This is a genomic window from Gibbsiella dentisursi, from assembly GCF_039539505.1.
GTDB classification, from domain to species: Bacteria; Pseudomonadota; Gammaproteobacteria; order Enterobacterales; family Enterobacteriaceae; genus Gibbsiella; species Gibbsiella quercinecans.
In genome coordinates this window covers 735,855-758,384 of the sequence record NZ_BAABDG010000007.1, presented here as the reverse complement: position 1 = coordinate 758,384, position 22,530 = coordinate 735,855, and the positions used below count along the sequence as shown (strand labels likewise).

Annotated in this window: 20 protein-coding genes; 18 read left to right on the top strand and 2 right to left on the bottom strand. The window is 58.2% G+C overall.

Features of this window, described 5'->3' with window-relative positions; translation table 11 throughout:
* Window positions 1–270 precede the first annotated feature (270 nt).
* From ABFX35_RS17585 to ABFX35_RS17545, 9 genes are all read left to right on the top strand, one after another.
* Window positions 271–1,191, top strand: a complete 921-nt coding sequence (locus ABFX35_RS17585) for a LysR substrate-binding domain-containing protein (protein ID WP_095849081.1) — start codon at window positions 271–273, stop codon at window positions 1,189–1,191.
* A gap of 100 nt (window positions 1,192–1,291) precedes the next feature.
* The gene (locus ABFX35_RS17580; RefSeq protein ID WP_279023835.1) at window positions 1,292–2,755 is read left to right on the top strand and encodes a gamma-aminobutyraldehyde dehydrogenase; all 1,464 of its coding nucleotides are present in this window, start codon (window positions 1,292–1,294) and stop codon (window positions 2,753–2,755) included.
* Between the two features lie 160 nt (window positions 2,756–2,915).
* On the top strand, window positions 2,916–4,067 hold the full coding sequence (gene ydcS, locus ABFX35_RS17575; protein WP_346082318.1) for a putative ABC transporter substrate-binding protein YdcS: 1,152 nt from the start codon (window positions 2,916–2,918) through the stop codon (window positions 4,065–4,067).
* Between the two features lie 107 nt (window positions 4,068–4,174).
* Complete coding sequence (locus ABFX35_RS17570; protein WP_279023838.1) at window positions 4,175–5,200, top strand: ABC transporter ATP-binding protein; 1,026 nt, start codon at window positions 4,175–4,177, stop codon at window positions 5,198–5,200.
* Window position 5,201: 1 nt separating this feature from the next.
* Complete coding sequence (locus ABFX35_RS17565) at window positions 5,202–6,146, top strand: ABC transporter permease (protein ID WP_279023840.1); 945 nt, start codon at window positions 5,202–5,204, stop codon at window positions 6,144–6,146.
* On the top strand, window positions 6,136–6,942 hold the full coding sequence (locus tag ABFX35_RS17560; protein WP_121553562.1) for an ABC transporter permease: 807 nt from the start codon (window positions 6,136–6,138) through the stop codon (window positions 6,940–6,942). Before ABFX35_RS17565 ends, ABFX35_RS17560 begins: the two co-directional genes overlap by 11 nt.
* Window positions 6,943–7,019: 77 nt before the next feature.
* Window positions 7,020–8,444, top strand: coding sequence for an aminobutyraldehyde dehydrogenase (gene patD, locus ABFX35_RS17555; protein WP_346082317.1), 1,425 nt, complete (start codon window positions 7,020–7,022; stop codon window positions 8,442–8,444).
* A 284-nt stretch (window positions 8,445–8,728) separates the two neighbouring features.
* Window positions 8,729–10,639: an NAD(P)-binding protein gene (locus ABFX35_RS17550; protein ID WP_346082316.1), complete on the top strand. Its 1,911-nt coding sequence runs from the start codon at window positions 8,729–8,731 to the stop codon at window positions 10,637–10,639.
* Between the two features lie 2 nt (window positions 10,640–10,641).
* Window positions 10,642–11,814, top strand: coding sequence for a c-type cytochrome (locus ABFX35_RS17545; RefSeq protein ID WP_428832209.1), 1,173 nt, complete (start codon window positions 10,642–10,644; stop codon window positions 11,812–11,814).
* Between the two features lie 50 nt (window positions 11,815–11,864).
* On the opposite strand, the gene hmpA is transcribed toward ABFX35_RS17545, so the two are convergent.
* The gene (hmpA, locus tag ABFX35_RS17540; RefSeq protein ID WP_346082315.1) at window positions 11,865–13,055 is read right to left on the bottom strand and encodes an NO-inducible flavohemoprotein; all 1,191 of its coding nucleotides are present in this window, start codon (window positions 13,053–13,055) and stop codon (window positions 11,865–11,867) included.
* A gap of 596 nt (window positions 13,056–13,651) precedes the next feature.
* On the opposite strand from hmpA, the gene glyA reads away from it, so the two are divergent.
* The 4 genes from glyA (at window position 13,652) to ABFX35_RS17520 (ending at window position 17,950) form a co-directional block, all read left to right on the top strand.
* Window positions 13,652–14,905 carry a serine hydroxymethyltransferase gene (gene glyA, locus ABFX35_RS17535; RefSeq protein ID WP_095847591.1) on the top strand — a complete coding sequence of 418 codons (1,254 nt, stop codon included), beginning with the start codon at window positions 13,652–13,654 and terminating at the stop codon, window positions 14,903–14,905.
* Between the two features lie 173 nt (window positions 14,906–15,078).
* Window positions 15,079–16,215 carry a 3-phenylpropionate MFS transporter gene (locus tag ABFX35_RS17530; RefSeq protein WP_346082314.1) on the top strand — a complete coding sequence of 379 codons (1,137 nt, stop codon included), beginning with the start codon at window positions 15,079–15,081 and terminating at the stop codon, window positions 16,213–16,215.
* Window positions 16,216–16,268: 53 nt separating this feature from the next.
* Complete coding sequence (locus tag ABFX35_RS17525; RefSeq protein WP_428832208.1) at window positions 16,269–16,937, top strand: DUF1007 family protein; 669 nt, start codon at window positions 16,269–16,271, stop codon at window positions 16,935–16,937.
* Window positions 16,928–17,950 (top strand): nickel/cobalt transporter, encoded by a 1,023-nt coding sequence (locus ABFX35_RS17520; protein WP_279026304.1) that lies wholly within the window; start codon window positions 16,928–16,930, stop codon window positions 17,948–17,950. The genes ABFX35_RS17525 and ABFX35_RS17520 overlap by 10 nt, the downstream gene beginning before the upstream one ends.
* Window positions 17,951–18,029: 79 nt before the next feature.
* On the opposite strand, the gene suhB is transcribed toward ABFX35_RS17520, so the two are convergent.
* Complete coding sequence (gene suhB / locus ABFX35_RS17515; RefSeq protein ID WP_279026306.1) at window positions 18,030–18,833, bottom strand: inositol-1-monophosphatase; 804 nt, start codon at window positions 18,831–18,833, stop codon at window positions 18,030–18,032.
* Window positions 18,834–18,951: 118 nt separating this feature from the next.
* Here suhB and trmJ point away from each other — a divergent pair, with 118 nt between their 5' ends.
* The 5 genes from trmJ (at window position 18,952) to iscA (ending at window position 22,483) form a co-directional block, all read left to right on the top strand.
* Complete coding sequence (gene trmJ / locus ABFX35_RS17510) at window positions 18,952–19,686, top strand: tRNA (cytosine(32)/uridine(32)-2'-O)-methyltransferase TrmJ (protein ID WP_279026308.1); 735 nt, start codon at window positions 18,952–18,954, stop codon at window positions 19,684–19,686.
* Between the two features lie 192 nt (window positions 19,687–19,878).
* Window positions 19,879–20,373 (top strand): Fe-S cluster assembly transcriptional regulator IscR, encoded by a 495-nt coding sequence (gene iscR / locus ABFX35_RS17505; protein ID WP_095847597.1) that lies wholly within the window; start codon window positions 19,879–19,881, stop codon window positions 20,371–20,373.
* A 55-nt stretch (window positions 20,374–20,428) separates the two neighbouring features.
* Window positions 20,429–21,643: a cysteine desulfurase gene (iscS, locus tag ABFX35_RS17500; protein WP_095847598.1), complete on the top strand. Its 1,215-nt coding sequence runs from the start codon at window positions 20,429–20,431 to the stop codon at window positions 21,641–21,643.
* A 27-nt stretch (window positions 21,644–21,670) separates the two neighbouring features.
* Window positions 21,671–22,057 carry a Fe-S cluster assembly scaffold IscU gene (iscU, locus tag ABFX35_RS17495; protein WP_095847599.1) on the top strand — a complete coding sequence of 129 codons (387 nt, stop codon included), beginning with the start codon at window positions 21,671–21,673 and terminating at the stop codon, window positions 22,055–22,057.
* A gap of 102 nt (window positions 22,058–22,159) precedes the next feature.
* On the top strand, window positions 22,160–22,483 hold the full coding sequence (gene iscA / locus ABFX35_RS17490) for an iron-sulfur cluster assembly protein IscA (protein ID WP_095847600.1): 324 nt from the start codon (window positions 22,160–22,162) through the stop codon (window positions 22,481–22,483).
* Window positions 22,484–22,530 lie beyond the last annotated feature (47 nt).

The following is a 22,530-nucleotide window of genomic DNA, read 5'->3' as shown; positions in this document are numbered from 1 at the left end:
CGCCATTGCGGCCGCGCACCCGCTAAATGGTGTGCAGCGCGGCCGCCTCCCTTTCTTTTTATCAAGGCGCAGCGTGCTGCGCCTTTCTTATTGGTGGCGCATTTTTTCTTTCTCCGCCCGTGTAATCAAACCGCAGTCGTTGCAAAACTCGCTATTTCCCACTGTTATCATTCGGAAAAAGCGAACGCTATCGCGTTTTTCGCAGGTTGCTCGATCGGCCGCAGGCAAATACATATACTCAAACCGTATGTTTTGTTTGAGGTTCTTGCCATGATGACGTTACGCCAGATCCGCCATTTCATTGCCGTGGCTGAAAATGGCTCAATTTCTGCCGCGGCGCAAACGGTGTTTGTTTCCCAATCTTCGCTGACGCAAGCGATCCAACAGTTGGAAACCGATATCGGTGTCCGCCTGTTCGATCGTCACGCCAAAGGCATGGAGCTGACGCATCATGGCCACCAGTTTTTACGCCAGTCTTATTTGATCCTGGCGACCGTCGACAACGCCCGGCGCAGCCTGCAACTGGGCACGGAAAGCCTGACCGGCAAGCTGACTATCGGCGTGACCAGCCTGGTGGCCGGCTATTTTCTGGTGGAGCTGTTAAAGCGCTTTCAGTCCGCTTACCCCAACGTCACGCTGCGGGTGATCGAAGACGAGCGCCGATATATCGAGCACCTGCTGGTTAACGGTGAAATCGATATCGGCGTGCTTATTCTGTCCAACATCGAAGACCGTGACGCCTTGCAAACCGAAGTGCTGATGCACTCGCCGTATCGCCTGTGGCTGCCGCCGCTGCACCCGCTGCTGGAGCATGAAAGCATCAGCCTGGCGGACGTGGCCAAGCAGCCGCTGATCCAGCTCAACGTGGATGAAATGGATATGCACGCGCAGCGTATCTGGGCGCGCGCCGGCCTGAAGCCGGATATCGCGATGAAAACCGCCTCGACGGAAGCGGTGCGCAGCCTGGTTGCCGCCGGCATTGGGATTTCCATTCAGCCCGATATGGCCTACCGCGCCTGGTCGCTGGAAGGCAACCTGATTGAAGCGCGCAAGCTGGTGGACTTGCTGGAACCGCTGGATATCGGCCTGGCCTGGCGGCGTGGCAGCGCGCGGCCGGAGCTGGTTACGCCGTTCCTGACTATTGCTCGGGAAAACAGCACGATGAGCGCCGCCGCCAAGCATTCGGTTTAACCGAACGCGGCGTTCAGTATTTAGAATTTGTTGCCCGCCTTCGTCTCGCCTAGTCTGATAAAACCGGCTTATCACATTTAGTTAACAAGGGGGATACGCAATGGTGGATGTGTGCTTCCCGACGGGCTTTACCTGCCAGCAGTACATTAACGGGCAATCGGTGGCTGGCGAAGGCCGGAATGAAAGCATTATCAATCCCGCGACCGGCGAGACGCTGGCTTCCATCGCCGAGGCCTCTTCCGCGCAGGTCGGCCACGCCGTGCAGGCCGCGCAGCAGGCGTTTGGCCAGTGGGCGCGTACCACGCCGGCCTATCGCTCCTCGCTCTTGTTGCGTATCGCCGACGCCATCGAACACCAGGCCGAACGTCTGGCGCAGCTTGAAGCGCTCAACTGCGGCAAGCCGCTGCACCTGGCGCTCAATGATGATTTACCGGCCGCCGTCGATGTGTTCCGTTTCTTTGCCGGCGCCGTGCGCACGCAGCAAGGGCAACTGGCCGGTGAATACATGGCTGGGCACACCTCAATGATCCGCCGCGATCCGCTGGGCGTGGTGGCTTCAATCGCGCCCTGGAATTACCCGTTAATGATGGCGGCGTGGAAGATTGCGCCGGCGCTGGCGGCGGGCAATACCGTGGTTTTCAAACCGTCTGAACATACGCCGCTGACTATCCTGGCGCTGGTGCCGGCGTTGCAGGAGATTCTGCCGCCCGGCGTCCTGAACGTGGTGTATGGCGGGGGGGAGAGCGTCGGCAGCCATTTGGTCGGCCACCCTCAGGTGCGGCTGGTGTCGGTTACCGGCGATATCGTCACCGGGCAGAAAATCCTGCAGGCGTCGGTGAAAAACATCAAACGCACCCATCTGGAACTGGGCGGCAAGGCCCCGGTGATCGTCTGTGACGACGCCGATCTGGATGAGGTGGTCAGCAGTATCCGCACCTTCGGCTATTACAACGCCGGGCAAGACTGTACCGCCGCCTGCCGTATCTATGCTCAGGCCGGGATTTATCCACGGCTGGTGGACGCGCTGGGTGAAGCGGTATCCAGCCTGCGCTTTGCCCGCTCGCGCGACGAAGAAAACGAGATGGGCCCCTTGATCAGCGCACGCCAGCGCGATCGCGTCGCCAGCTTTGTCGAACGTGCGCTCAGCCAGCCGCATATTGAGCTTATCACCGGCGGCGCCGAACATTCGGGGCCTGGCTTTTACTACCAACCCACGCTGCTGGCCGGTTGCCGGCAAAGCGACGAAATCGTACAGCGCGAGGTCTTCGGCCCGGTGGTCAGCGTCACGCGCTTTGAGGCGCTGGAGCAGGCGGTCGACTGGGCGAACGATTCGGAATACGGCCTGGCTTCCTCGGTGTGGACGCAGAATATCGATCGGGCGCTGCATATTGCCGCCCATCTGCAATACGGCAGCACCTGGATTAATACCCATTTTACGCTGGTGAGTGAAATGCCCCACGGCGGCATGAAACGCTCGGGCTACGGCAAGGATCTCTCCAGCGATTCACTGCAGGACTACAGCGTGGTCAGGCATGTGATGGCGAAAGTTAAACCCGCATTTTAGCGACTTATAAATTACACCTGATAGCTTTCAGGCCGCGGCAAGGCGGCGCACGTACGCCCTAAAAACGCCGTTGTGGCCTGAAAGAGAACGGGGATAAAAACCGCGGCAGCCGTTCCCTGCCGTAATAAAACGCAATATACGCAATACAGGGGAAATTACGATGGGAAAAACCACTACTGTCTCCACGCTCTCCGCACTCTGTTTCACGTTGCTTTGCGGCCAGGCTCTGGCTGCCGAACTTCCACAGCAGATTGGCAAGGGCGAAGGGCGCCTGGATATTATCGCCTGGCCGGGTTATATCGAGCGCGGCCAAACCGACAAACAATATGACTGGGTCACCCAGTTTGAAAAGCAAACCGGCTGTGCGGTGAATGTAAAAACCGCCGCCACGTCTGATGAGATGGTTAGCCTGATGGCCAAAGGGGGCTACGATCTGGTTACGGCCTCCGGCGATGCCTCGCTGCGATTGATTTTCGGCAAGCGGGTGCAGCCGATCAATACCGCACTGATCCCGAACTGGAAAAACATCGATCCGCGCCTGCTGAACGGCCCGTGGTATACCGTTGCCGGCAAAACCTACGGCACGCCTTATCAGTGGGGGCCGAACCTGCTGATGTACAACACCAAAACCTTCCCTACGCCGCCGGATAGCTGGGCCGTGGTTTTCGAACAGCAAAACCTGCCGGACGGTAAAACCAACCAGGGCCGCGTGCAGGCCTATGACGGGCCGATTTACATCGCCGATGCGGCGCTGTACCTGAAAACCGCCCAACCCCAGCTCGGTATTACCGATCCGTACCAATTGAATGAAGAGCAGTACCAGGCGGTGTTGAAGCTACTGCGCAGCCAGCATGCATTGGTGCATCGCTACTGGCATGACACCTCGGTGCAGATGAGCGACTTCAAAAATGAAGGCATCGTCGCCTCCAGCGCCTGGCCTTATCAGGCCAACGCCCTGAAAGGGGAAGGGCAGCCGATCGCCACCGTCTTCCCGAAAGAGGGCGTGACCGGCTGGGCCGACAGCACCATGCTGCACGCCGAAGCCAAGCACCCGAACTGCGCCTACCAATGGATGAACTGGTCGCTGGAGCCGAAAGTGCAGGGCGATATCGCCGCCTGGTTTGGCTCGGTGCCTGCGGCGCCTGCCGGCTGCAAGGCCAGCACGCTACTGGGTGAGAAAGGCTGTGAAACCAATGGATTCAACCAGTTTGACAAAATCGCTTTCTGGAAAACGCCACAAGCCCAGGGCGGTAAGTTTGTCCCTTACAGCCGCTGGACGCAGGACTATATCGCCATTATGGGTGGGCGTTAAGGCCGCGTATGCGTAGCCGGCCTGGCTATGGGCGGCACCGTAGGCCGCCTATCCCCCGCCCGGCTGCGCCGCTTTGACGGGTTTCAGTAAAATTGGGAGCGATGATTATGACCATTGCCGTGCAGTTTATAGATGTTTCTCGGGTTTTCGGCGATGTTCGCGCTGTTGATCGTGTATCCATTGATATTCAAGATGGCGAGTTTTTTTCCATGCTCGGGCCTTCCGGCTCGGGCAAAACCACCTGCTTGCGTTTGATCGCCGGCTTTGAACAACCAAGCGCCGGCGCCATTCGTATCCACGGCCAGGAAGCCGCCGGCCTGCCGCCTTACCAGCGTGATGTGAACACCGTATTCCAGGATTACGCCCTGTTCCCGCATATGTCAGTGCTGGAAAACGTCGCCTATGGCCTGATGGTGAAGGGCGTGTCCAAATCAGAACGCCTGGCGCGTGCGCAGGAATCGTTGGAAAGCGTGGAACTGGGTTTTGTTAGCCAGCGCAAACCGGCGCACCTTTCCGGCGGCCAACGCCAGCGTGTGGCGTTGGCACGCGCGTTGGTCAACCGCCCGCGGGTGCTGCTGCTTGATGAACCGCTGGGCGCGCTGGATCTGAAGCTGCGCGAGCAGATGCAGGGCGAGTTGAAGAAGCTGCAACGCCAGTTGGGGATCACCTTTATTTTCGTCACTCACGATCAGAGTGAAGCCTTGTCGATGTCCGATCGGGTGGCGGTATTCAATAACGGCCGCATTGAGCAGGTGGATGCGCCGCGTGAGCTGTATATGCGCCCCAAAACGCCGTTCGTCGCCGAATTTGTCGGCACGTCGAACGTGGTGCGCCGCGAACTGGCGCAGCAACTGCTGGGCCAGGGCGCCATTTACTCCATCCGTCCGGAACATATTCGGCTGTTGGATGGGATAGACGCTGCTCATGGCGATGTGCAGGTGCAGGGCACTTTGCAGGATATTCAATATCAAGGGGCGGCCACACGTTATGAAATCATGCTGGCCAACGGCGAAAAGCTGTTGGTCAGCCAGGCCAACCCGCAATGGCCTGCAGCGCAACCCTTGCCGACGATTGGTCAGCCGGTGACCGCCTGTTGGGCGCGTGAGGCGATGGTAGAGCTGGAGGAGAGGTGAGATGGATATGAGCATTGACTGCCCCAGGGCGCGCGGCGGTAGGATGCGTGCGCTATCAACTTTCCTGTATCGCAAACCCACGCTGTACCTGTCGTTGCTGCTGGTGCCGCCGCTCCTGTGGTTTGGCGCGGTGTATCTGGGATCGCTGCTGACGTTGCTGTGGCAGGGGTTTTACACCTTTGATGATTTCACCATGACGGTGACGCCGGATCTGACCTTCGACAACCTGCGTGCGCTGCTCAACCCGGCCAACTACGACATCATCGTGCGTACGTTAACGATGGCGATTGTGGTTTCGCTGGCCAGCGCGGTGGTGGCATTCCCCATCGCCTATTACATGGCGCGCTACACCAGCGGCAAGGTAAAGGCGCTGTTTTATATCGCGGTAATGATGCCGATGTGGGCCAGCTATATCGTCAAAGCCTACGCCTGGACGCTGTTGCTGGCGAAAGACGGCGTGGCGCAGTGGTTCCTGACGCACCTTGGCCTGGAGCCGGTGCTGACGGCGATCCTGTCGGTGCCCGGCGTGGGCGGCAATACCCTGTCGACATCCGGGCTGGGGCGTTTTCTGGTGTTCGTCTATATCTGGCTGCCGTTCATGATCCTGCCGATCCAGGCGGCGCTGGAGCGCCTGCCGCCGTCACTGTTGCAGGCCTCGGCGGATCTGGGCGCACGCCCGGCGCAGACCTTCCGCCATGTGATACTTCCGCTGGCCGTGCCGGGGATCGCCGCCGGTTCGATTTTCACCTTCTCGCTGACGCTGGGGGATTTCATCGTGCCGCAGCTGGTGGGGCCGCCAGGCTATTTCATCGGCAGCATGGTATATGCCCAGCAGGGGGCGATCGGCAATATGCCGATGGCGGCGGCGTTTACGCTGGTGCCGATCGTACTGATCGCCATTTATCTTTCCATTGTAAAACGTCTGGGGGCCTTTGATGCACTCTGAACGCGCGCCATTAGCCCTGAAGATCGCCGCCTGGGGCGGCCTGGTCTTCTTACATTTTCCATTGGTGATTATTGCTATCTATGCTTTTAATACCGAGGACGCGGCGTTCAGCTTTCCGCCGCGTGGCTTCACCTTGCACTGGTTCAGCGTGGCCGCCGGCCGCCAGGACATTATGGATGCGGTGTGGCTTTCGGTGCAGATCGCCTGTCTGGCGACGGTGATCGCATTGATCCTCGGCACGCTGGCCGCCGCCGCGCTGTATCGCCGCGACTTTTTTGGTAAGGAAAGCATCTCACTGCTGCTGCTGTTGCCGATCGCGCTGCCGGGGATCGTGACCGGTATCGCGCTGTTGGCGGCGTTTAAGGCGTTGGATATTGAACCGGGCATGATGACCATCGTTATCGGCCACGCCACGTTCTGTGTGGTGATTGTGTTTAACAACGTCATAGCGCGCTTTCGGCGCACGTCGTACAGCCTGATTGAGGCTTCGATGGATCTGGGCGCCGATGGCTGGCAAACCTTCCGCCATGTGATCCTGCCGAACCTTGGTTCGGCGCTGTTGGCGGGCGGGATGCTGGCTTTTGCGCTGTCGTTTGATGAAATCATCGTCACCACCTTTACCGCTGGGCACGAACGTACGCTGCCGCTGTGGCTGCTCAATCAGCTGAGCCGGCCGCGTGACGTACCGATCACCAACGTGGTGGCGCTGTCGGTAATGGTGATGACCATGATCCCGATTTTGGGTGCCTATTACCTCACCAAAGGTGGGGAAGGCGTTGCCGGCAGCGGCAAATAGCTCTGCGCCACTGCCTTTATATGCTGATGTCTACAAACTTGTAGAACCAGGGTTAATGAACACAAAAGGATACCCCTATGCAAAGTCAACTGCTGATTAACGGCCAACTGGTGACCGGCCAGGGCGAAAAACTGCCGGTGTATAACCCTGCGACGGGTGAGGTGATTGCGCAGATTGCACAGGCGAGCGCTGAGCAGGTCGATCAGGCGGTACAGGCCGCCGATACCGCCTTCGCGACCTGGGGCCAGACCACGCCGAAAGAGCGCGCCGAACACCTGCTGAAGCTGGCCGATTTGATAGAACAAAACGCGGAAACGTTTGCCCGGCTTGAATCGCAGGACTGCGGCAAGCCCTACCATGCGGTGCTCAATGACGAACTGCCGGCGGTGGTGGACGTGTTCCGCTTCTTTGCCGGCGCCAGCCGCTGCCTTGGCGGGTTGGCCGCCGGTGAATATCTGGCGGACCACACTTCAATGATCCGCCGCGATCCGCTTGGCGTGGTGGCGTCGATCGCGCCGTGGAACTATCCGCTGATGATGGTGGCCTGGAAGTTGGCGCCGGCGTTGGCGGCGGGCAACTGCGTGGTGCTGAAACCCGCCGAGCAGACGCCGCTGACCGCCTTCAAACTGGCCGAACTGGCCGCCGGGCTATTCCCGGCCGGCGTGCTGAATGTGCTGTTCGGCGCAGGCGCCAGCGTGGGCGACGCCCTGACCGGGCATGCCAAAGTGCGTATGGTTTCGCTCACCGGTTCGATCGCGACCGGTTCGCACATTATCGCCCACACGTCGCAGGGGGTGAAGCGCACCCATATGGAACTGGGCGGCAAGGCGCCGGTTTTGGTGTTTGACGACGCCGATTTGGCCGCGGTGGTGGAAGGCATCCGTACCTTCGGTTACTACAATGCCGGGCAAGACTGCACCGCCGCCTGCCGTATCTATGCACAGAAAGGCATCTATCCTGAACTGGTGAAGGCGCTGGGCGAAGCGGTCGCCAGCCTGAAAATCGGCTCGCCGGATGACAGCAGCACCGAGCTTGGGCCATTGATCACCCAACAGCACCTGGAGCGGGTGACCGGCTTTGTCGAGCGCGCCAAGGCGCTGCCGCACATTCAGGTGGTCACCGGCGGTGAGAAGGTGGATGGGCCGGGGTACTATTTCCAGCCGACGCTGCTGGCCGGCGCGCGCCAGGAGGACGAAATTGTGCAGCGTGAGGTGTTTGGGCCGGTAGTGACCATTACGCCGTTCGAAGATGAAGCACAAGCGCTGGCCTGGGCCAATGCGTCTGACTATGGCCTGGCGTCTTCGGTATGGACGCAGGACGTTGGCCGCGCGCACCGCCTGAGCGCCCGCTTGCAGTATGGTTGCACTTGGGTGAATACGCACTTCATGTTGGTGAGTGAAATGCCGCACGGTGGGCAGAAGCTGTCGGGGTACGGCAAGGATATGTCGATGTATGGGCTGGAAGATTACACCGTTGTTCGGCATGTGATGTTTAAGCACTAACGCGCGTTATCAGGCTGTGTCCCACGGCAACAGTGTGTGGCACAGCCTATGCAGAACCCTCAGCCAGCCCCGGTATAAAGAAACTCCCCCCGCCTGCCACTTAATAACCATCTATACTGTATGGGTATTTGTTTTGTTGCGTCTGCACTGACACCAAGCCTGCTTCTGCTTGATCCCCCACAGCATTGCATCTTGCTATCAGTTTGCATATCTGCACAATGACGCGCTTTTCAGGCGGCCAGAGACGCCGGCCTGATAATAATAAAAAAGCATAGGAAGCCAATATGAGTATAACTCGTCGTGATTTTCTCAATGGGGTAGCGATAACCATCGCCGCTGGGCTAACGCCGATGCAGGCGCTGCGCGCTGCGCCGCAAACTGCCCAGCAAACGCTGTACTATCCGCCAGCATTAACCGGTTTGCGTGGCAACCACCCCGGATCGTTCGAACATGCGCACCAGCTTGGCCGCGATGGCCGGCAGTTTGATTTCGGCGCGGTGCCGGTAACCGAAGAATTTGATTTAGTGGTGGTGGGGGCCGGGATCAGCGGCCTGGCCGCCGCCTGTTTCTGGCAACAGATGAAAGGCACGCAGCAGCGCATCCTGATCATTGACAACCATGATGACTTTGGCGGCCACGCCAAGCGCAACGAATTCGGCAGCGGCCAGAATAGGATCCTGGGTTACGGCGGCAGCGAATCGCTTCAGTCACCCCGTTCCAACTTTAGCCCGGTGGCCATCGGGTTGTTGAAAACGCTTGGCGTCAGCATCGATGGGCTGGAAAACGCCTTCGACAAAACCTTTTACCCCGATCTGAATCTGAGCCGCGGCGTTTATTTCGATCGCAAAAACTTTGGCGTGGATAAAGTGGTCAGCGGCGATCCGGGCCGCATGGTCGCGGATGATATCCCGCGCGACCGGCTCAACGGCCGTTCTTATCAGGCGTTTATCGGTGACTTCCCGCTACCGGAAAGCGATCGTCAGGCCCTGATTGCGCTACACACGGTGGAGAAAGACTATCTGCCGGGGCTAAGCGTAGACGAAAAGGTGAGGTGGCTGGATAGCCACAGCTATGAACAGTTCCTGCGTGAAAAGGTGGGGCTGAGCGAGATGGCAATACGTTATTTCCAGCAGACGACCAGCGATTTCCAGGCAGTGGGCATTGATGCCACCTCCTGCAGCGACGCGCGGATTTGCGATTTGCCTGGGTTAGACGGCATGAACCTGCCGCCGTTGGATGCCGAATCACAGGCGGATTTGGACGATCCTTATGTGTTTCACTTTCCGGACGGCAACGCATCGCTGGCGCGCCTGATGGTGCGCCATTTGATCCCGGCCGTGGCGCCTGCCGGCAAAGACATGAACGATATCGTGTTGGCCCGGTTTGATTATGCCCAGCTCGATCGCCCCGAATCGCCGGTGAAGCTTCGCTTGAACAGCACCGGCTTGCATGCGGCCAACGTGGGCGATCGGGTGGAGGTCACCTATATGACCGGCGAGAAAATGACCAAGGTGCGCGCCGGGCAGGTGGTGATGGCCGGCTACAACATGATGATCCCGTACCTGGTGCCGGAGATGCCGCCGGCGCAACAGGAAGCGCTGAAGCAAAACGTGAAGGCGCCGCTGGTGTACAGCAAAGTGGTGATCCGCAACTGGCGGCCATTCCTCAAACTAGGCGTACACGAAGTGTATTCGCCCACCGCGCCGTATTGCCGCGTGAAGCTGGATTACCCGGTGAGCATGGGCGGCTACGCCCACCCGCACGATCCCGACAGCCCAATCGGCCTGCATATGGTGTATGTGCCGGTATTGCCGGGCAGCGGCCTGAGCCCGCGCGAACAGTCGCGCAAAGGGCGAGCGTTGCTGCTGGGCACGCCGTTTGAGGTGCATGAAAACATGATCCGGGAACAGTTGCAGGGCATGCTGGGCGCCGCTGGCTTTGATCACCAGCGTGATATTCAGGCGATCACCGTCAACCGCTGGTCCCACGGCTATTCCTATTTCCTCAACGGCCTGTTCGATGATGAAGACGAAGCGCAGCAGATTATCGCCATTGCCCGCCGGCCGATTGGCAAAATCGCGATTGCCAACTCCGATGCGGACTGGAGCCCATATGCCAATTCGGCGATCGATCAGGCATGGCGTGCGGTGAATGAATTGGCTTACGGCAAGATTGCCGCCAGGGAAGGGGTATAACGATGCGTAAATGTTATCTTGGCCTGCTGTTGGCCTTGGCCGGCACCGTTAACGCCATGCCTGCCGGTGAATACGTGGCAAAAGCGGGCGACTGCACCGCCTGCCACACCAGCGAGAATGGCGCACTGCTTGCCGGCGGCCGGCGTTTTTCCACGCCGATCGGCGATATCTATGCCACCAATATTACTCCGGACAAGCAGCACGGCATTGGCGCCTATTCGTTTGAGGATTTCGACCGTGCGATGCGCCAGGGGATCGCCAAAGACGGGCACCACCTCTACCCGGCGATGCCGTATACCGCCTATGCCAGGATGAGCGCCGCGGACATGCATGCGCTCTACGACTACCTGATGCATGATGTAGATCCCAATCCCACCGCCAACCGCCGCAGCGATATCCCCTGGCCGCTGTCGATGCGTTGGCCGCTGGCCGCCTGGAACCTTTTGTTCCACGATGACACGCCTTACCAGCCGGATGCCCGGCAGAGCGCTGAATGGAATCGCGGGGCTTATCTGGTACAAGGGCTTGGCCACTGCGGCAGTTGCCATACGCCGCGCGGTTTGGCGATGCAGGAAAAGGCGCTGGATAACGCCTCGCCGCTGTATTTGAGCGGGGCGGAGCTGGATGGCTGGTATGCAACCGGGCTGCGTGGCCTGGAGCCGGGCGCCGTGGCGGCATTGTTGAAAACCGGTCGCAGCCAGCATGCGGCGGTAGCCGGCCCAATGGCTGAGGTGGTCACGCACAGTACCCAGTACCTGAACGATGCCGATCTGCAGAGTATCGGGTTGTATCTGCATAGCCTGGCATCGGCGGTGCCGGCGCTTCAATCGGCGGGCGCCGCAGACGGTTCATCCGGTAAACAGACCTACGCCATGTACTGTTCTACCTGCCACGGCAATCAGGGCGAGGGCAGCGACAACGCCATTCCTGCCCTGGCGGGCAACCCTAGCGTAACGGCAAGTAACCCACTGACGGCCCTGCGCGTGGTGTTGGAAGGAGCGCAGACGCCCATTACCGAACATGGGGCGGCGCTCAGCATGCCCGGTTATGCCTGGGCGCTGGACGATCGTCAGGTGGCTGATTTGATGAACTATTTGCGCGGCAGTTGGGGCAACCAGGCGGCGCCGGTCACCGCCGGGCAGGTGAAGGAGACACGCAAACTGGCCGGGCAGTAAGTGCCTGTAAACACGAGCCACTTCCACCATAGGGAAGCGGCTCGTGGGAATTACAGGATCTTATGCGGGCCAAAGCATTCGTAGTGAAGGCATTCCGCCGCCACTCCCTGCTCCAGCAATTGTTGCGCGATAAACTGCATAAATGCCACTGGCCCGCAGAAGTAGAATTGCATCTGCGGATCGGCCAGCGCGCTGCCTAATTGATCGAGCGCCATCAACCCGCGGTGTTGGTAATCCTGGCCAGCGACATCGTTCGCCCCCGGTTCACGGTACCAAATGTGGCTGCTTAGGTTTGGCATCTGGCCGGCAATCGCCGCCACTTCATCGGCAAAGGCGTGCACCGCGCCATTTTCCGTCGCATGCAGCCAATATACCGGCGCCGTGTGCCGTTGGTTGTGCAAGGTATGGAGCATGCTGAGCATCGGGGTTTGGCCAACGCCGGCCGAAATCAGCGCAATCGGCGTGCCGGGCTGCTCATCAAGGAAAAAATCACCGTGCGGCGCGGCCAGTTCAATCACATCGCCTGGCTGACTATGCTGGTGCAGAAAACCAGAAACCGCGCCGTGATCCTCGCGCTTTACCGCGATGCGATAATACTCGCCGTTAGGGGCGGTGGTCAGTGAATACTGGCGGATCTCCTGTTGCGGCAGGCTAGGGTGGCGCAGGTAAACCGCCAGATATTGCCCCGGTTGGTAGTCTGCCACGCGGCGGCCGTCAACCGGCGCCAGCGTCAGGCTACAGATCGCTTCGCTCTGCATCTGCTTGCTGACAATACGGAACGGCCGCAGGCCGCGCCAGCCGCCGTTGGCCCCGGCGCTTTCATCATAGATTTGTTCTTCGCGCTGGATAAAAACGTTGGCCAGCACGCCATATGCTTTACCCCAGGCATCCAGCACCTGGTGGCCGGGGCTGAACATTTCATCCAGCGTCGCCAGCAGGTGTTGGCCGACAATCTGATATTGCTCCGGCTGAATGTTGAAGCTGGCGTGCTTCTGGGCGATGCGCTCCACCGCCGGCAGCAACGCCGCCAGGTTTTCCAGGTTGCTGGCATAGGCGCAGATGGCATCGAACAACGCCTGGCGCTGATCGCCGTTGCGCTGGTTGCTCATGTTGAAAATGTCTTTCAACTCGGGGTTATGGCTGAACATACGATCGTAGAAATGGGCGGTTAGCTTCGGCCCAGTTGCAGCCAGCAGGGGAATAGTGGATTGAACGGTGGCGATGGTTTGGCTATCTAGCATGGTGACGCTCCTTAAGGGATATACCTTTCATTCTTTCTGGCCGCAGCTACGTTGGCTCTGTTACCCGTCCTAATGGGCCAGCGCTAACGCAGTTCAAAACGCGTTGGCAGGTTGTTTTGCGGCTCGAATGTATTGGGTAGAGTTCCTGGGTTGATTTAAATGTTGTATTTAAAACGCATCTTATTGGGTGCGGCCACGTTTGTAAATACCCCCATAATCGTTATGGCGGCGCCAGGGCATGCAGAACATGAAAAACACGCATTCACGATATGAGGAAAAGTCCGTTGCCTGGATGGCCAATTTGGCGGGTGAAATCCTTGCCGGGCCTAAAGCCAATCGTTTGCGTAAAAACCTCTGTCAAGGCCTATCTTCAACGGGGGAAAACAGTTTACACTGTTAGCCAGAACCCAACCTGGGTAGGTATATCCTTCCTCTTTCTTGTTGCAGCGGTGTTGGCCCCGCGCCTTCATCCTCAGTCACCTGGGTGAAACCGGCGCCTGAGGATTGATGCGTGTGCCAGCAGGCAACAACGCAGAGTTTATGGGTATATTTTTGGTGATTTTTTTAGTTAGCTGATTGAAGTCAGGAGATGCCGGATGTTAAAGCGTGAAATGAACATTGCCGATTACGATGCCGAACTGTGGCGAGCAATGGAGCAGGAAGTGGTGCGTCAGGAAGAGCACATCGAGCTGATTGCTTCTGAAAACTACACCAGTCCGCGCGTTATGCAGGCACAGGGTTCCCAGTTGACCAACAAATACGCGGAAGGCTATCCAGGCAAGCGTTACTATGGCGGTTGCGAATACGTTGATATCGTTGAACAACTTGCGATCGATCGCGCAAAAGCGCTGTTCGGCGCGGATTATGCCAACGTTCAGCCGCACTCCGGCTCCCAGGCTAACTTTGCCGTCTATACCGCGCTGCTGCAGCCGGGCGACACCATCCTGGGCATGAGCCTGGCGCACGGCGGCCATCTGACTCACGGTTCCCCGGTCAACCTGTCCGGTAAACTGTACAACGTGATTTCTTACGGCATCGACGATAAAGGCCAGATTGACTATAACGAGCTGGCTGAACTGGCGAAAACCCATAAACCAAAAATGATCGTGGGTGGTTTCTCTGCCTATTCCGGCGTGGTTGACTGGGCAAAAATGCGTGAAATCGCTGACAGCATCGGTGCTTACCTGTTTGTGGACATGGCCCACGTGGCCGGCCTGGTGGCAGCAGACGTTTACCCTAACCCGGTTCCCCATGCCCACATCGTGACCACCACCACCCACAAAACCCTGGCTGGCCCACGCGGTGGCCTGATCCTGGCGAAGGGTGGCGATGAAGATCTGTACAAAAAACTGAACTCCGCCGTGTTCCCTGGCGGCCAGGGTGGCCCGCTGATGCACGTGATCGCCGGTAAAGCGGTGGCGTTGAAAGAAGCCATGGAGCCAGAGTTTAAAGTTTACCAGCAACAGGTTGCCAAAAACGCCAAGGCGATGGTTGAAGTGTTCCTGGAACGTGGTTACAACGTCGTTTCCGGCGGGACGCATAACCACCTGTTCCTGCTGGATCTGGTTGATAAAAACCTGACCGGTAAAGAAGCCGATGCCGCACTGGGCCGCGCTAACATCACAGTGAACAAAAACAGCGTGCCAAACGATCCGAAAAGCCCGTTCGTCACCTCCGGCGTGCGTATCGGTACGCCTTCCGTAACGCGCCGCGGCTTTAAAGAAGCGGACGTGCGTGAACTGGCCGGCTGGATCTGCGATGTGTTGGACAACATCAATGATGAAGCCACGATTGAACGCACTAAGAAGAAAGTGCTGGAAATCTGTGCACGCCTGCCGGTTTATGCCTAAACATAGGCATCGCAGCGTCTGCTGACGCTGTGCAAAAACGGCGGTAAATGAACGGAGAATGCCTTTTGGCTATTCTCCGTTTTTTTATGCCTGGGCCGCCGCCCGGTGGGCAACGTGAGCCTTGCGGGCAGGGGGGGCCTCTGTCAAAGTATTGCCCTTACACCGGAGGGTTCATGGTCCTGCAATCAACGCGTTGGCTCGCGCTCAGTTATTTCACCTACTTTTTTTCTTATGGCATTTTCTTGCCTTTCTGGGGCGTGTGGCTCAAAGGCGAAGGCCTCGCGCCGGACACCATCGGTATTTTGTTGGGCGCCGGCCTGGTGGCGCGCTTTCTGGGCAGCCTGCTGATTGCGCCGCGGGTGAAAGAGCCCACGCATCTGGTCAGCGCATTGCGCCTGCTGGCCCTGTTGGCGCTGGCCTTTGCGGTGGGGTTCTGCTTTGGTGAAGGCTGGGCCTGGCTGATGTTGGTGATTGCCGGGTTTAACCTGTTTTTCTCGCCGCTGGTGCCGCTCACCGACGCCCTGGCGGCCACCTGGCAAAAACAGATCGCCATGGATTACGGCCGGGTGCGGCTGTGGGGATCGCTGGCGTTTGTGATTGGCTCGGCGCTGACCGGCAAGCTGGTTTCGGTGTGGGGGCATAACGCCATCCTGTTTAGCCTGATCGCTAGTCTGTGCGCCATGCTGCTCGGTATGTTGCTCAAACCTAGCGTTATGCCGAAAGGGGAGGCGCGCGGCCCGGCGGGATCCACGCGCAGCTGGCGTGCGCTGCTGACGCAGGGGCCGGTCTGGCGCTTCTTACTTTGCGTTACCCTATTGCAGGGCGCGCACGCCGGCTATTACAGCTTTGCCTCGATTTATTGGCAGGATGCTGGCTATTCTGCCGCAACCATCGGCTACCTGTGGTCACTGGGGGTGGTGGCGGAAATCGTCATTTTTGCCAGCAGCAATGTGCTGTTCCGCCGCTGGAGCGCCAGCCACCTGCTGTTGCTTTCCGCCTGCTGCGGCATTGTGCGCTGGAGCCTGATGGCGTCCTCAACCGAGCTGAGCTTGCTGGTGCTGATCCAGGTGCTGCACTGCGGGACGTTCACCGTCTGCCACCTGGCGGCGATGCGCTTTATCAGCGCCTATAAGGGCATCGAGGTGATTCGCCTGCAGGCGGTGTATTCCGGGTTGGCGATGGGCGGCGGCATTGCGGTGATGACGGTGCTTGCCGGCTTCCTGTTTGAACACTGGGGTGGTGGATTGTTCTGGGTGATGGCTGCGCTGGCGCTGCCTGCGTTGTTCATTCGCCCGGCGGTGGTACGTTAAGTTGGATCATCGCGCTGTGCCTGCGGCGTTTAACCGCCGTTTAGCCTCTGTTTATGTTGTTTTACTCCAAGAGCGAATATGCTTTGATCATGAAAATACGTGGTTTACTGGCCGGATTATTCATGCTGTTCTGCGGTGGTGTTGCCGCCCATCCGCACAGTTTTATCGATATCAACACCACCTTGGTGGTGAAAGACGGCAAGCTCCAGGGGCTGAAAATGGTATGGGTGATGGATGAGATTACGTCTGCCGATCTGCTCTACGATGCACAGAACGCCAAAAGCGATTCTGAAATTTGGAAAAAGCTGGCGGCAGAGGTGATGGCCAATGTGCTCGGCCAGCACTACTTTACCGACATCTACCGAGACGGCAAACCGGTGAAATACCTGAATCTGCCGCCGGAATACCATCTTTCACGCCAGGGCAACCAGGCGGTGCTGGAGTTTATCCTGCCGTTGGCCACGCCGCAGCCGCTGGCCGGCAAGCCGTTTGAAATCTCCACCTACGATCCCACCTACTTTGTCGATATGAGCTACAAAGACGAAAAAGCGATCCATCTGCCGGCAGAAATCGCCCAGCAGTGCAAGTTCACGCTGAAGACGCCAAAGCCGGATGCCTCACTGCAGGCGTATGCGCTGTCTTTGGATAAAAACGACTCCCCCGGCGAAGATATGGCGCTGGGGCAGCAGTTTGCGCAACGGATAACGCTGCAATGTCAATAAACCTCAGCCAGCCGCCTGCCCGCCAACGCCATTGGGCCTTCAGCCTGTGGCCGTTGGCGCTATTCCTGCTGGTGTTGGCCGCCGGCGCGCAGATTGCGTGGCATTTTTGGCCGCAGATCGTGATGCAAAGCGTGATATGGCAGAAAAGCCTGCACCAGGAGATGGCCGGGCTGATGCAGCAGGTTAAGGCCGCGCCACGGCAGGCAGGGATAACGCTGCTCTTGTTCAGCCTGAGCTATGGCGTGCTGCATGCGCTGGGGCCGGGGCACGGTAAAGTGGTGATCGCCACTTATCTGGCAACGCATCCGGCACGGTTGAAAAGCAGCCTGAAACTGACTTTTATTTCTTCACTGGTGCAGGGGCTGGTAGCCATCGGGCTGGTCACGCTGGTGCTGGTGGTATTACAGCTTTCTTCCCGCCAACTGCACCAGAGCAGCTTCTGGATGGAAAAGGGCAGTTTCCTGCTGGTGATTTTGTTGGGCGTGATGCTGAGCTGGCGGGCGTTGAAGCGGCTTTACCACACCATTAAGGCGCTAAAGCCGGCGCCGGGGTTGCGGATCAACCGCTTGCAGCCGCTGCCGGCGGGCCATGTGCACAGCGCCGACTGTGGTTGCGGCCACCGCCATTTGCCTAATGATGCCGAACTGCAGGCGGGCGGCGACTGGCGCACCCAGGCCGCCATCGTGTTGGCTATGGGGCTGCGGCCCTGTTCCGGCGCGATTTTGGTGCTGTTGTTTGCCAAGGTGCTCGGCGTGTATGTCTGGGGGGTAATTTCCGCGTTGGCGATGGCGTTGGGCACCTCATTGACCATTTCTCTGCTGGCGCTGCTGGTGCATTACAGCCGCCAGATGGCGGAGCGCATCAGCCGCACGCGGGCGCCGGCCGCCTGGCGCTCGGTCGCCTGGGGGGCGTTGGCGCTGGCCGGCGGGCTGATCCTGCTGTTCGCCGGGGTGCTGCTTTACCTGAGCGCCCAGCCGGAGCTTGGCGGCGGCATCCGGCCGTTTTCCCGCTGAGCGCCGGTGCAGTACGCACCATAAAAAATGCCAGTCGGCGTGAGCGGACTGGCATCAACATGGTGCTGCAACGGGTGGATTAGCGTTTTAGCGCTTCGCTTAATTCTTCACGCATGGTCGACAGCAGCCCTTTCACTACGCGTGGGTTGCCTGCCACCACATTGCCAGAGCTGAAATGGTTGTGGCCGCCGACAAAGTCGGTCACCACGCCGCCGGATTCACGCACCAGCAGTTCACCGGCGGCAAAATCCCATGGCTTCAGGCCAATTTCAAAGAAACCGTCAACGCGGCCGGCGGCAACGTAGGCCAGATCCAGCGCGGCGGAGCCGGTGCGGCGGAAGTCTGCGCACTGGGTGAACAGTTTGCCCACCAGGTTGATGTAGGCCGGCGCATGCTGCTTGGCCTTGAACGGGAAGCCGGTCGCCAGGATGGTGCCATCCAGATCTTTGGCGTGGGTGCCGCGCAGACGATAACCGTTGAGCTGCGCGCCCTGGCCGCGGGTAGCGGTAAAGAGTTCGTTGCGCATTGGATCGTACACGACGGCGACTTCAGTGCGGCCTTTAATGCGTACGGCAATGGAAACGGAGAAATGAGGAAAACGTTTGATGAAGTTTGACGTGCCATCCAGTGGATCAATCACCCATTGTACATCCTGGTCCTCGCCAACCAGTTCGCCGCGTTCTTCCGTAATGATGGTGTGCTGCGGGTAGGATTTGCGAATGACATCGATGATCAGATGCTCTGCATCGCGATCGACGTTGGTGACGAAATCGTTAGTCCCTTTCTGGCTCGCTTCTACAGCGTCCGGGGTTTCATAGTTTTTGGCAATCAGGTTACCGGCCTTGCGCGCAGCGCGCACGGCGATAGTCAGCATCGGATGCATGGGTATCTTCCACTAGGATGTTAAAGAACAGGAAACGGCGCAGAGTATAGCAGGTGTTCGGCAAAATACCTATGCCTGTGTTAAGATGCTGCGATTTTCCGCTACGTTCAGAGTTTGTATGCTGCATAATATCCGCATTGTTCTGGTAGAAACCTCCCATACCGGCAACATGGGCTCCACCGCCAGAGCCATGAAAACCATGGGGTTGACTAACCTCTATCTGGTTAATCCCTTGGTCAAACCCGATTCCCAGGCGATTGCCCTGGCCGCCGGCGCCAGCGACGTGATCGGCCATGCCACCATTGTTGATAATTTCGATCAGGCCATCGCCGGTTGTGGGTTGGTGGTGGGCACCAGTGCGCGTTCACGCACGCTGCCCTGGCCGATGCTGGAGCCGCGCGAGTGTGGCGTGCGCGCCGTGCAGGAAAGCGAACAGGCGCCGGTGGCGCTGGTCTTTGGCCGCGAACGCGTGGGCCTGACCAACGATGAGCTGCAAAAATGCCACTACCACGTTGCCATTCCCGCCAACCCGGAATACAGCTCGCTAAACCTGGCGATGGCGGTGCAGATCCTCGCGTACGAAGTGCGTGTCGCTTACCTGGATCGCCAGCAGCAGGGCGCCGCGCCGCAGGAAGCCTCGCCTTATCCGTTGGTGGACGATCTGGAACGCTTTTATCAGCATCTGGAGCAGACGCTGCAAAAAACCGGCTTTATCCGCCCGGCCCACCCAGGGCAGGTGATGAACCGTTTGCGCCGTTTATTTGCCCGCGCGCGGCCTGAAGCCCAGGAGCTGAACATCCTGCGCGGCATGCTGACTTCGATCGAAAAACAGGATAAACATCAAGGAAATTAATTTAACGCGGCCTAACAAGAAAGGGTAATGGTATTTATTTTCAATTGGTTATAACATGCATTTGAAATACTACCGTTAGGAAAAAACTCAAAAATGCTAATACTTGAGTAAATTACTCGGTTAAATAGTTGACTGATTTACTCGGGAATGTCAGACTCCGGCTATGTTCCACCAACAGGTAACCATTTAGCTATGAGACTGACATCCAAAGGCCGTTATGCCGTAACCGCAATGCTCGATGTGGCATTACACTCCCAGGACGGGCCAGTTCCTCTGGCGGATATTTCTGAGCGCCAGGGTATTTCGCTCTCCTATCTGGAACAACTCTTCTCGCGCCTGCGTAAAAACGGCCTGGTGGCCAGCGTACGTGGGCCAGGCGGTGGTTATCTGCTGGGCAAAGACGCTGGCGAAATTGCCGTTGGCGCCGTGATTACCGCCGTCGATGAATCCGTCGATGCTACCCGTTGCCAGGGCAAAGAAGGCTGCCAGGGCGGCGATCGCTGCCTGACGCATACCCTGTGGCGCGATCTGAGCGAGCGCATCAGCGGGTTCCTCAACAGCATTACGTTGGCTGAACTGGTCAACAATCAGGAAGTTCTTGATGTCGCGGATCGCCAAAACAACGATACGCGCCGCACGGCGACCAGCCGTTCACAAGAAACGATCAACGTTAATCTGCGCGCATAAGCAGATAGCGGCAAGTTATTTTGTTTTTGGAAGTGATGTACGGAGCATAAGAGTAATGAAATTACCGATCTATCTGGATTACTCAGCAACGACGCCGGTTGATCCGCGCGTTGCTGAGAAGATGATGCAGTTTTTGACCCTGGACGGCACTTTCGGTAACCCTGCTTCCCGCTCCCACCGTTTCGGGTGGCAGGCCGAAGAAGCCGTCGATATCGCGCGTAACCAAATAGCAGAACTCGTCGGGGCCGATCCACGCGAGATCGTGTTTACCTCCGGCGCCACGGAATCCGACAACCTGGCGATCAAAGGTGCTGCCAATTTCTACCAGAAAAAGGGCAAGCACATCATCACCTGTAAAACCGAACATAAAGCCGTACTGGACACCTGCCGCCAATTAGAGCGTGAAGGGTTCGAAGTCACTTATCTGGCGCCGCAGAGCAACGGCATTATCGATCTGCAGGCGCTGGAAGCGGCGCTGCGTGATGACACCATTTTGGTTTCTATCATGCATGTGAACAACGAAATCGGCGTGGTGCAGGATATCGCGGCTATCGGCGAAATGTGCCGCGCGCGCGGCATTATTTACCACGTCGATGCCACGCAAAGCGTGGGCAAACTGCCAATCGATCTGAGCAAGCTGAAAGTGGATCTGATGTCTTTCTCCGGCCATAAAATCTATGGGCCGAAAGGCATCGGCGCGCTGTATGTGCGCCGCAAACCGCGGATCCGCATTGAAGCGCAGATGCACGGCGGCGGGCACGAACGCGGCATGCGTTCCGGTACTCTGCCTGTGCACCAGATCGTCGGTATGGGCGAAGCCTACCGCATCGCCAAAGAAGAAATGACCACCGAAATGGAACGCTTGCGTGCCCTGCGCGATCGTCTGTGGAACGGTGTGAAAGATTTAGAAGAAGTTTACCTGAACGGCGATCTGCAACAGGGCGCTCCCAACATCCTGAATGTCAGCTTCAACTACGTTGAAGGTGAATCGCTGATCATGGCGCTGAAAGACCTGGCCGTTTCCTCCGGTTCCGCCTGCACCTCCGCCAGCCTGGAGCCATCCTATGTGCTGCGTGCGTTGGGCATGAATGATGAACTCGCCCATAGCTCGATCCGCTTCTCTCTGGGGCGTTTCACCACCGAAGAAGAGATCGATTACGCCATTCAACTGGTGCGTAAATCCATCGGCCGCCTGCGCGATCTTTCCCCGCTGTGGGAAATGTTTAAGCAGGGCGTGGATATCAACAGCATTGAATGGGCACACCATTAAGTTCTCAGGATTTTAGGAGCAAAGGTCATGGCTTACAGTGAAAAAGTAATCGATCACTATGAAAATCCGCGTAACGTCGGTTCGTTCGACAATGCCGATCCTTCCGTGGGCAGCGGTATGGTGGGTGCACCGGCCTGCGGCGATGTGATGAAGCTGCAGATTAAGGTGAACCAGGCGGGCATCATTGAAGACGCACGTTTCAAAACCTACGGCTGTGGCTCTGCTATTGCTTCCAGCTCGCTGGTCACCGAATGGATGAAAGGCAAGTCTCTTGAACAGGCCGAAGCGATCAAAAACACGCAGATCGCCGAAGAACTGGAACTGCCGCCGGTTAAAATCCACTGCTCGATTCTGGCGGAAGACGCCATCAAAGCAGCGATCGCCGACTACAAGAGCAAAAGCAGCGCCAAGTAGTTATTGTTGAATGATATCCCACGTTTTCAACGCTTGCCGCGGCGGTTGCATGCAATCGCCCGGCCGTGGTTGTGAACGTGGCAGGGTAAGTGTGAGGTTGTCATGTCGATTACGATGAGCGACAGCGCGGCGCAGCGGGTTCAGGCCTTTTTGGCTAACCGTGGCAAAGGTCTTGGCCTGCGCCTTGGAGTGCGAACCTCCGGCTGCTCCGGGATGGCATACGTGCTGGAATTCGTTGACGAAGTTAACGGCGACGACGTGGTGTTTGAAGACAAGGGCGTTAAGGTGATCATTGACGGCAAAAGCCTGGTGTACCTTGACGGCACGGAGCTTGATTTCGTTAAGGAAGGCCTCAACGAAGGCTTCAGGTTCAATAACCCGAACGTTTCAAACGAGTGTGGCTGCGGCGAAAGTTTCAACGTCTGACGGCCAGTATCGTGTTCCACCGCAACCCGCTTGCGGTTTAATGACAA

Bases quoted from the DNA above. Each gene is read 5' to 3' on its own strand.
- ABFX35_RS17560 (WP_121553562.1), top strand. From the start codon at position 6,136: ATGCACTCTGAACGCGCGCCATTAGCCCTGAAGATCGCCGCCTGGGGC.
- ABFX35_RS17585 (WP_095849081.1), top strand. From the start codon at position 271: ATGATGACGTTACGCCAGATCCGCCATTTCATTGCCGTGGCTGAAAAT.
- ABFX35_RS17550 (WP_346082316.1), top strand. From the start codon at position 8,729: ATGAGTATAACTCGTCGTGATTTTCTCAATGGGGTAGCGATAACCATC.
- ABFX35_RS17520 (WP_279026304.1), top strand. From the start codon at position 16,928: ATGTCAATAAACCTCAGCCAGCCGCCTGCCCGCCAACGCCATTGGGCC.
- ydcS (WP_346082318.1), top strand. From the start codon at position 2,916: ATGGGAAAAACCACTACTGTCTCCACGCTCTCCGCACTCTGTTTCACG.
- ABFX35_RS17580 (WP_279023835.1), top strand. From the start codon at position 1,292: ATGGTGGATGTGTGCTTCCCGACGGGCTTTACCTGCCAGCAGTACATT.
- ABFX35_RS17565 (WP_279023840.1), top strand. From the start codon at position 5,202: ATGGATATGAGCATTGACTGCCCCAGGGCGCGCGGCGGTAGGATGCGT.
- hmpA (WP_346082315.1), bottom strand. From the start codon at position 13,055: ATGCTAGATAGCCAAACCATCGCCACCGTTCAATCCACTATTCCCCTG.
- iscR (WP_095847597.1), top strand. From the start codon at position 19,879: ATGAGACTGACATCCAAAGGCCGTTATGCCGTAACCGCAATGCTCGAT.
- patD (WP_346082317.1), top strand. From the start codon at position 7,020: ATGCAAAGTCAACTGCTGATTAACGGCCAACTGGTGACCGGCCAGGGC.
- ABFX35_RS17545 (WP_428832209.1), top strand. From the start codon at position 10,642: ATGCGTAAATGTTATCTTGGCCTGCTGTTGGCCTTGGCCGGCACCGTT.
- suhB (WP_279026306.1), bottom strand. From the start codon at position 18,833: ATGCATCCGATGCTGACTATCGCCGTGCGCGCTGCGCGCAAGGCCGGT.
- glyA (WP_095847591.1), top strand. From the start codon at position 13,652: ATGTTAAAGCGTGAAATGAACATTGCCGATTACGATGCCGAACTGTGG.
- iscU (WP_095847599.1), top strand. From the start codon at position 21,671: ATGGCTTACAGTGAAAAAGTAATCGATCACTATGAAAATCCGCGTAAC.
- trmJ (WP_279026308.1), top strand. From the start codon at position 18,952: ATGCTGCATAATATCCGCATTGTTCTGGTAGAAACCTCCCATACCGGC.
- iscA (WP_095847600.1), top strand. From the start codon at position 22,160: ATGTCGATTACGATGAGCGACAGCGCGGCGCAGCGGGTTCAGGCCTTT.
- ABFX35_RS17525 (WP_428832208.1), top strand. From the start codon at position 16,269: ATGTTGTTTTACTCCAAGAGCGAATATGCTTTGATCATGAAAATACGT.
- iscS (WP_095847598.1), top strand. From the start codon at position 20,429: ATGAAATTACCGATCTATCTGGATTACTCAGCAACGACGCCGGTTGAT.
- ABFX35_RS17530 (WP_346082314.1), top strand. From the start codon at position 15,079: ATGGTCCTGCAATCAACGCGTTGGCTCGCGCTCAGTTATTTCACCTAC.
- ABFX35_RS17570 (WP_279023838.1), top strand. From the start codon at position 4,175: ATGACCATTGCCGTGCAGTTTATAGATGTTTCTCGGGTTTTCGGCGAT.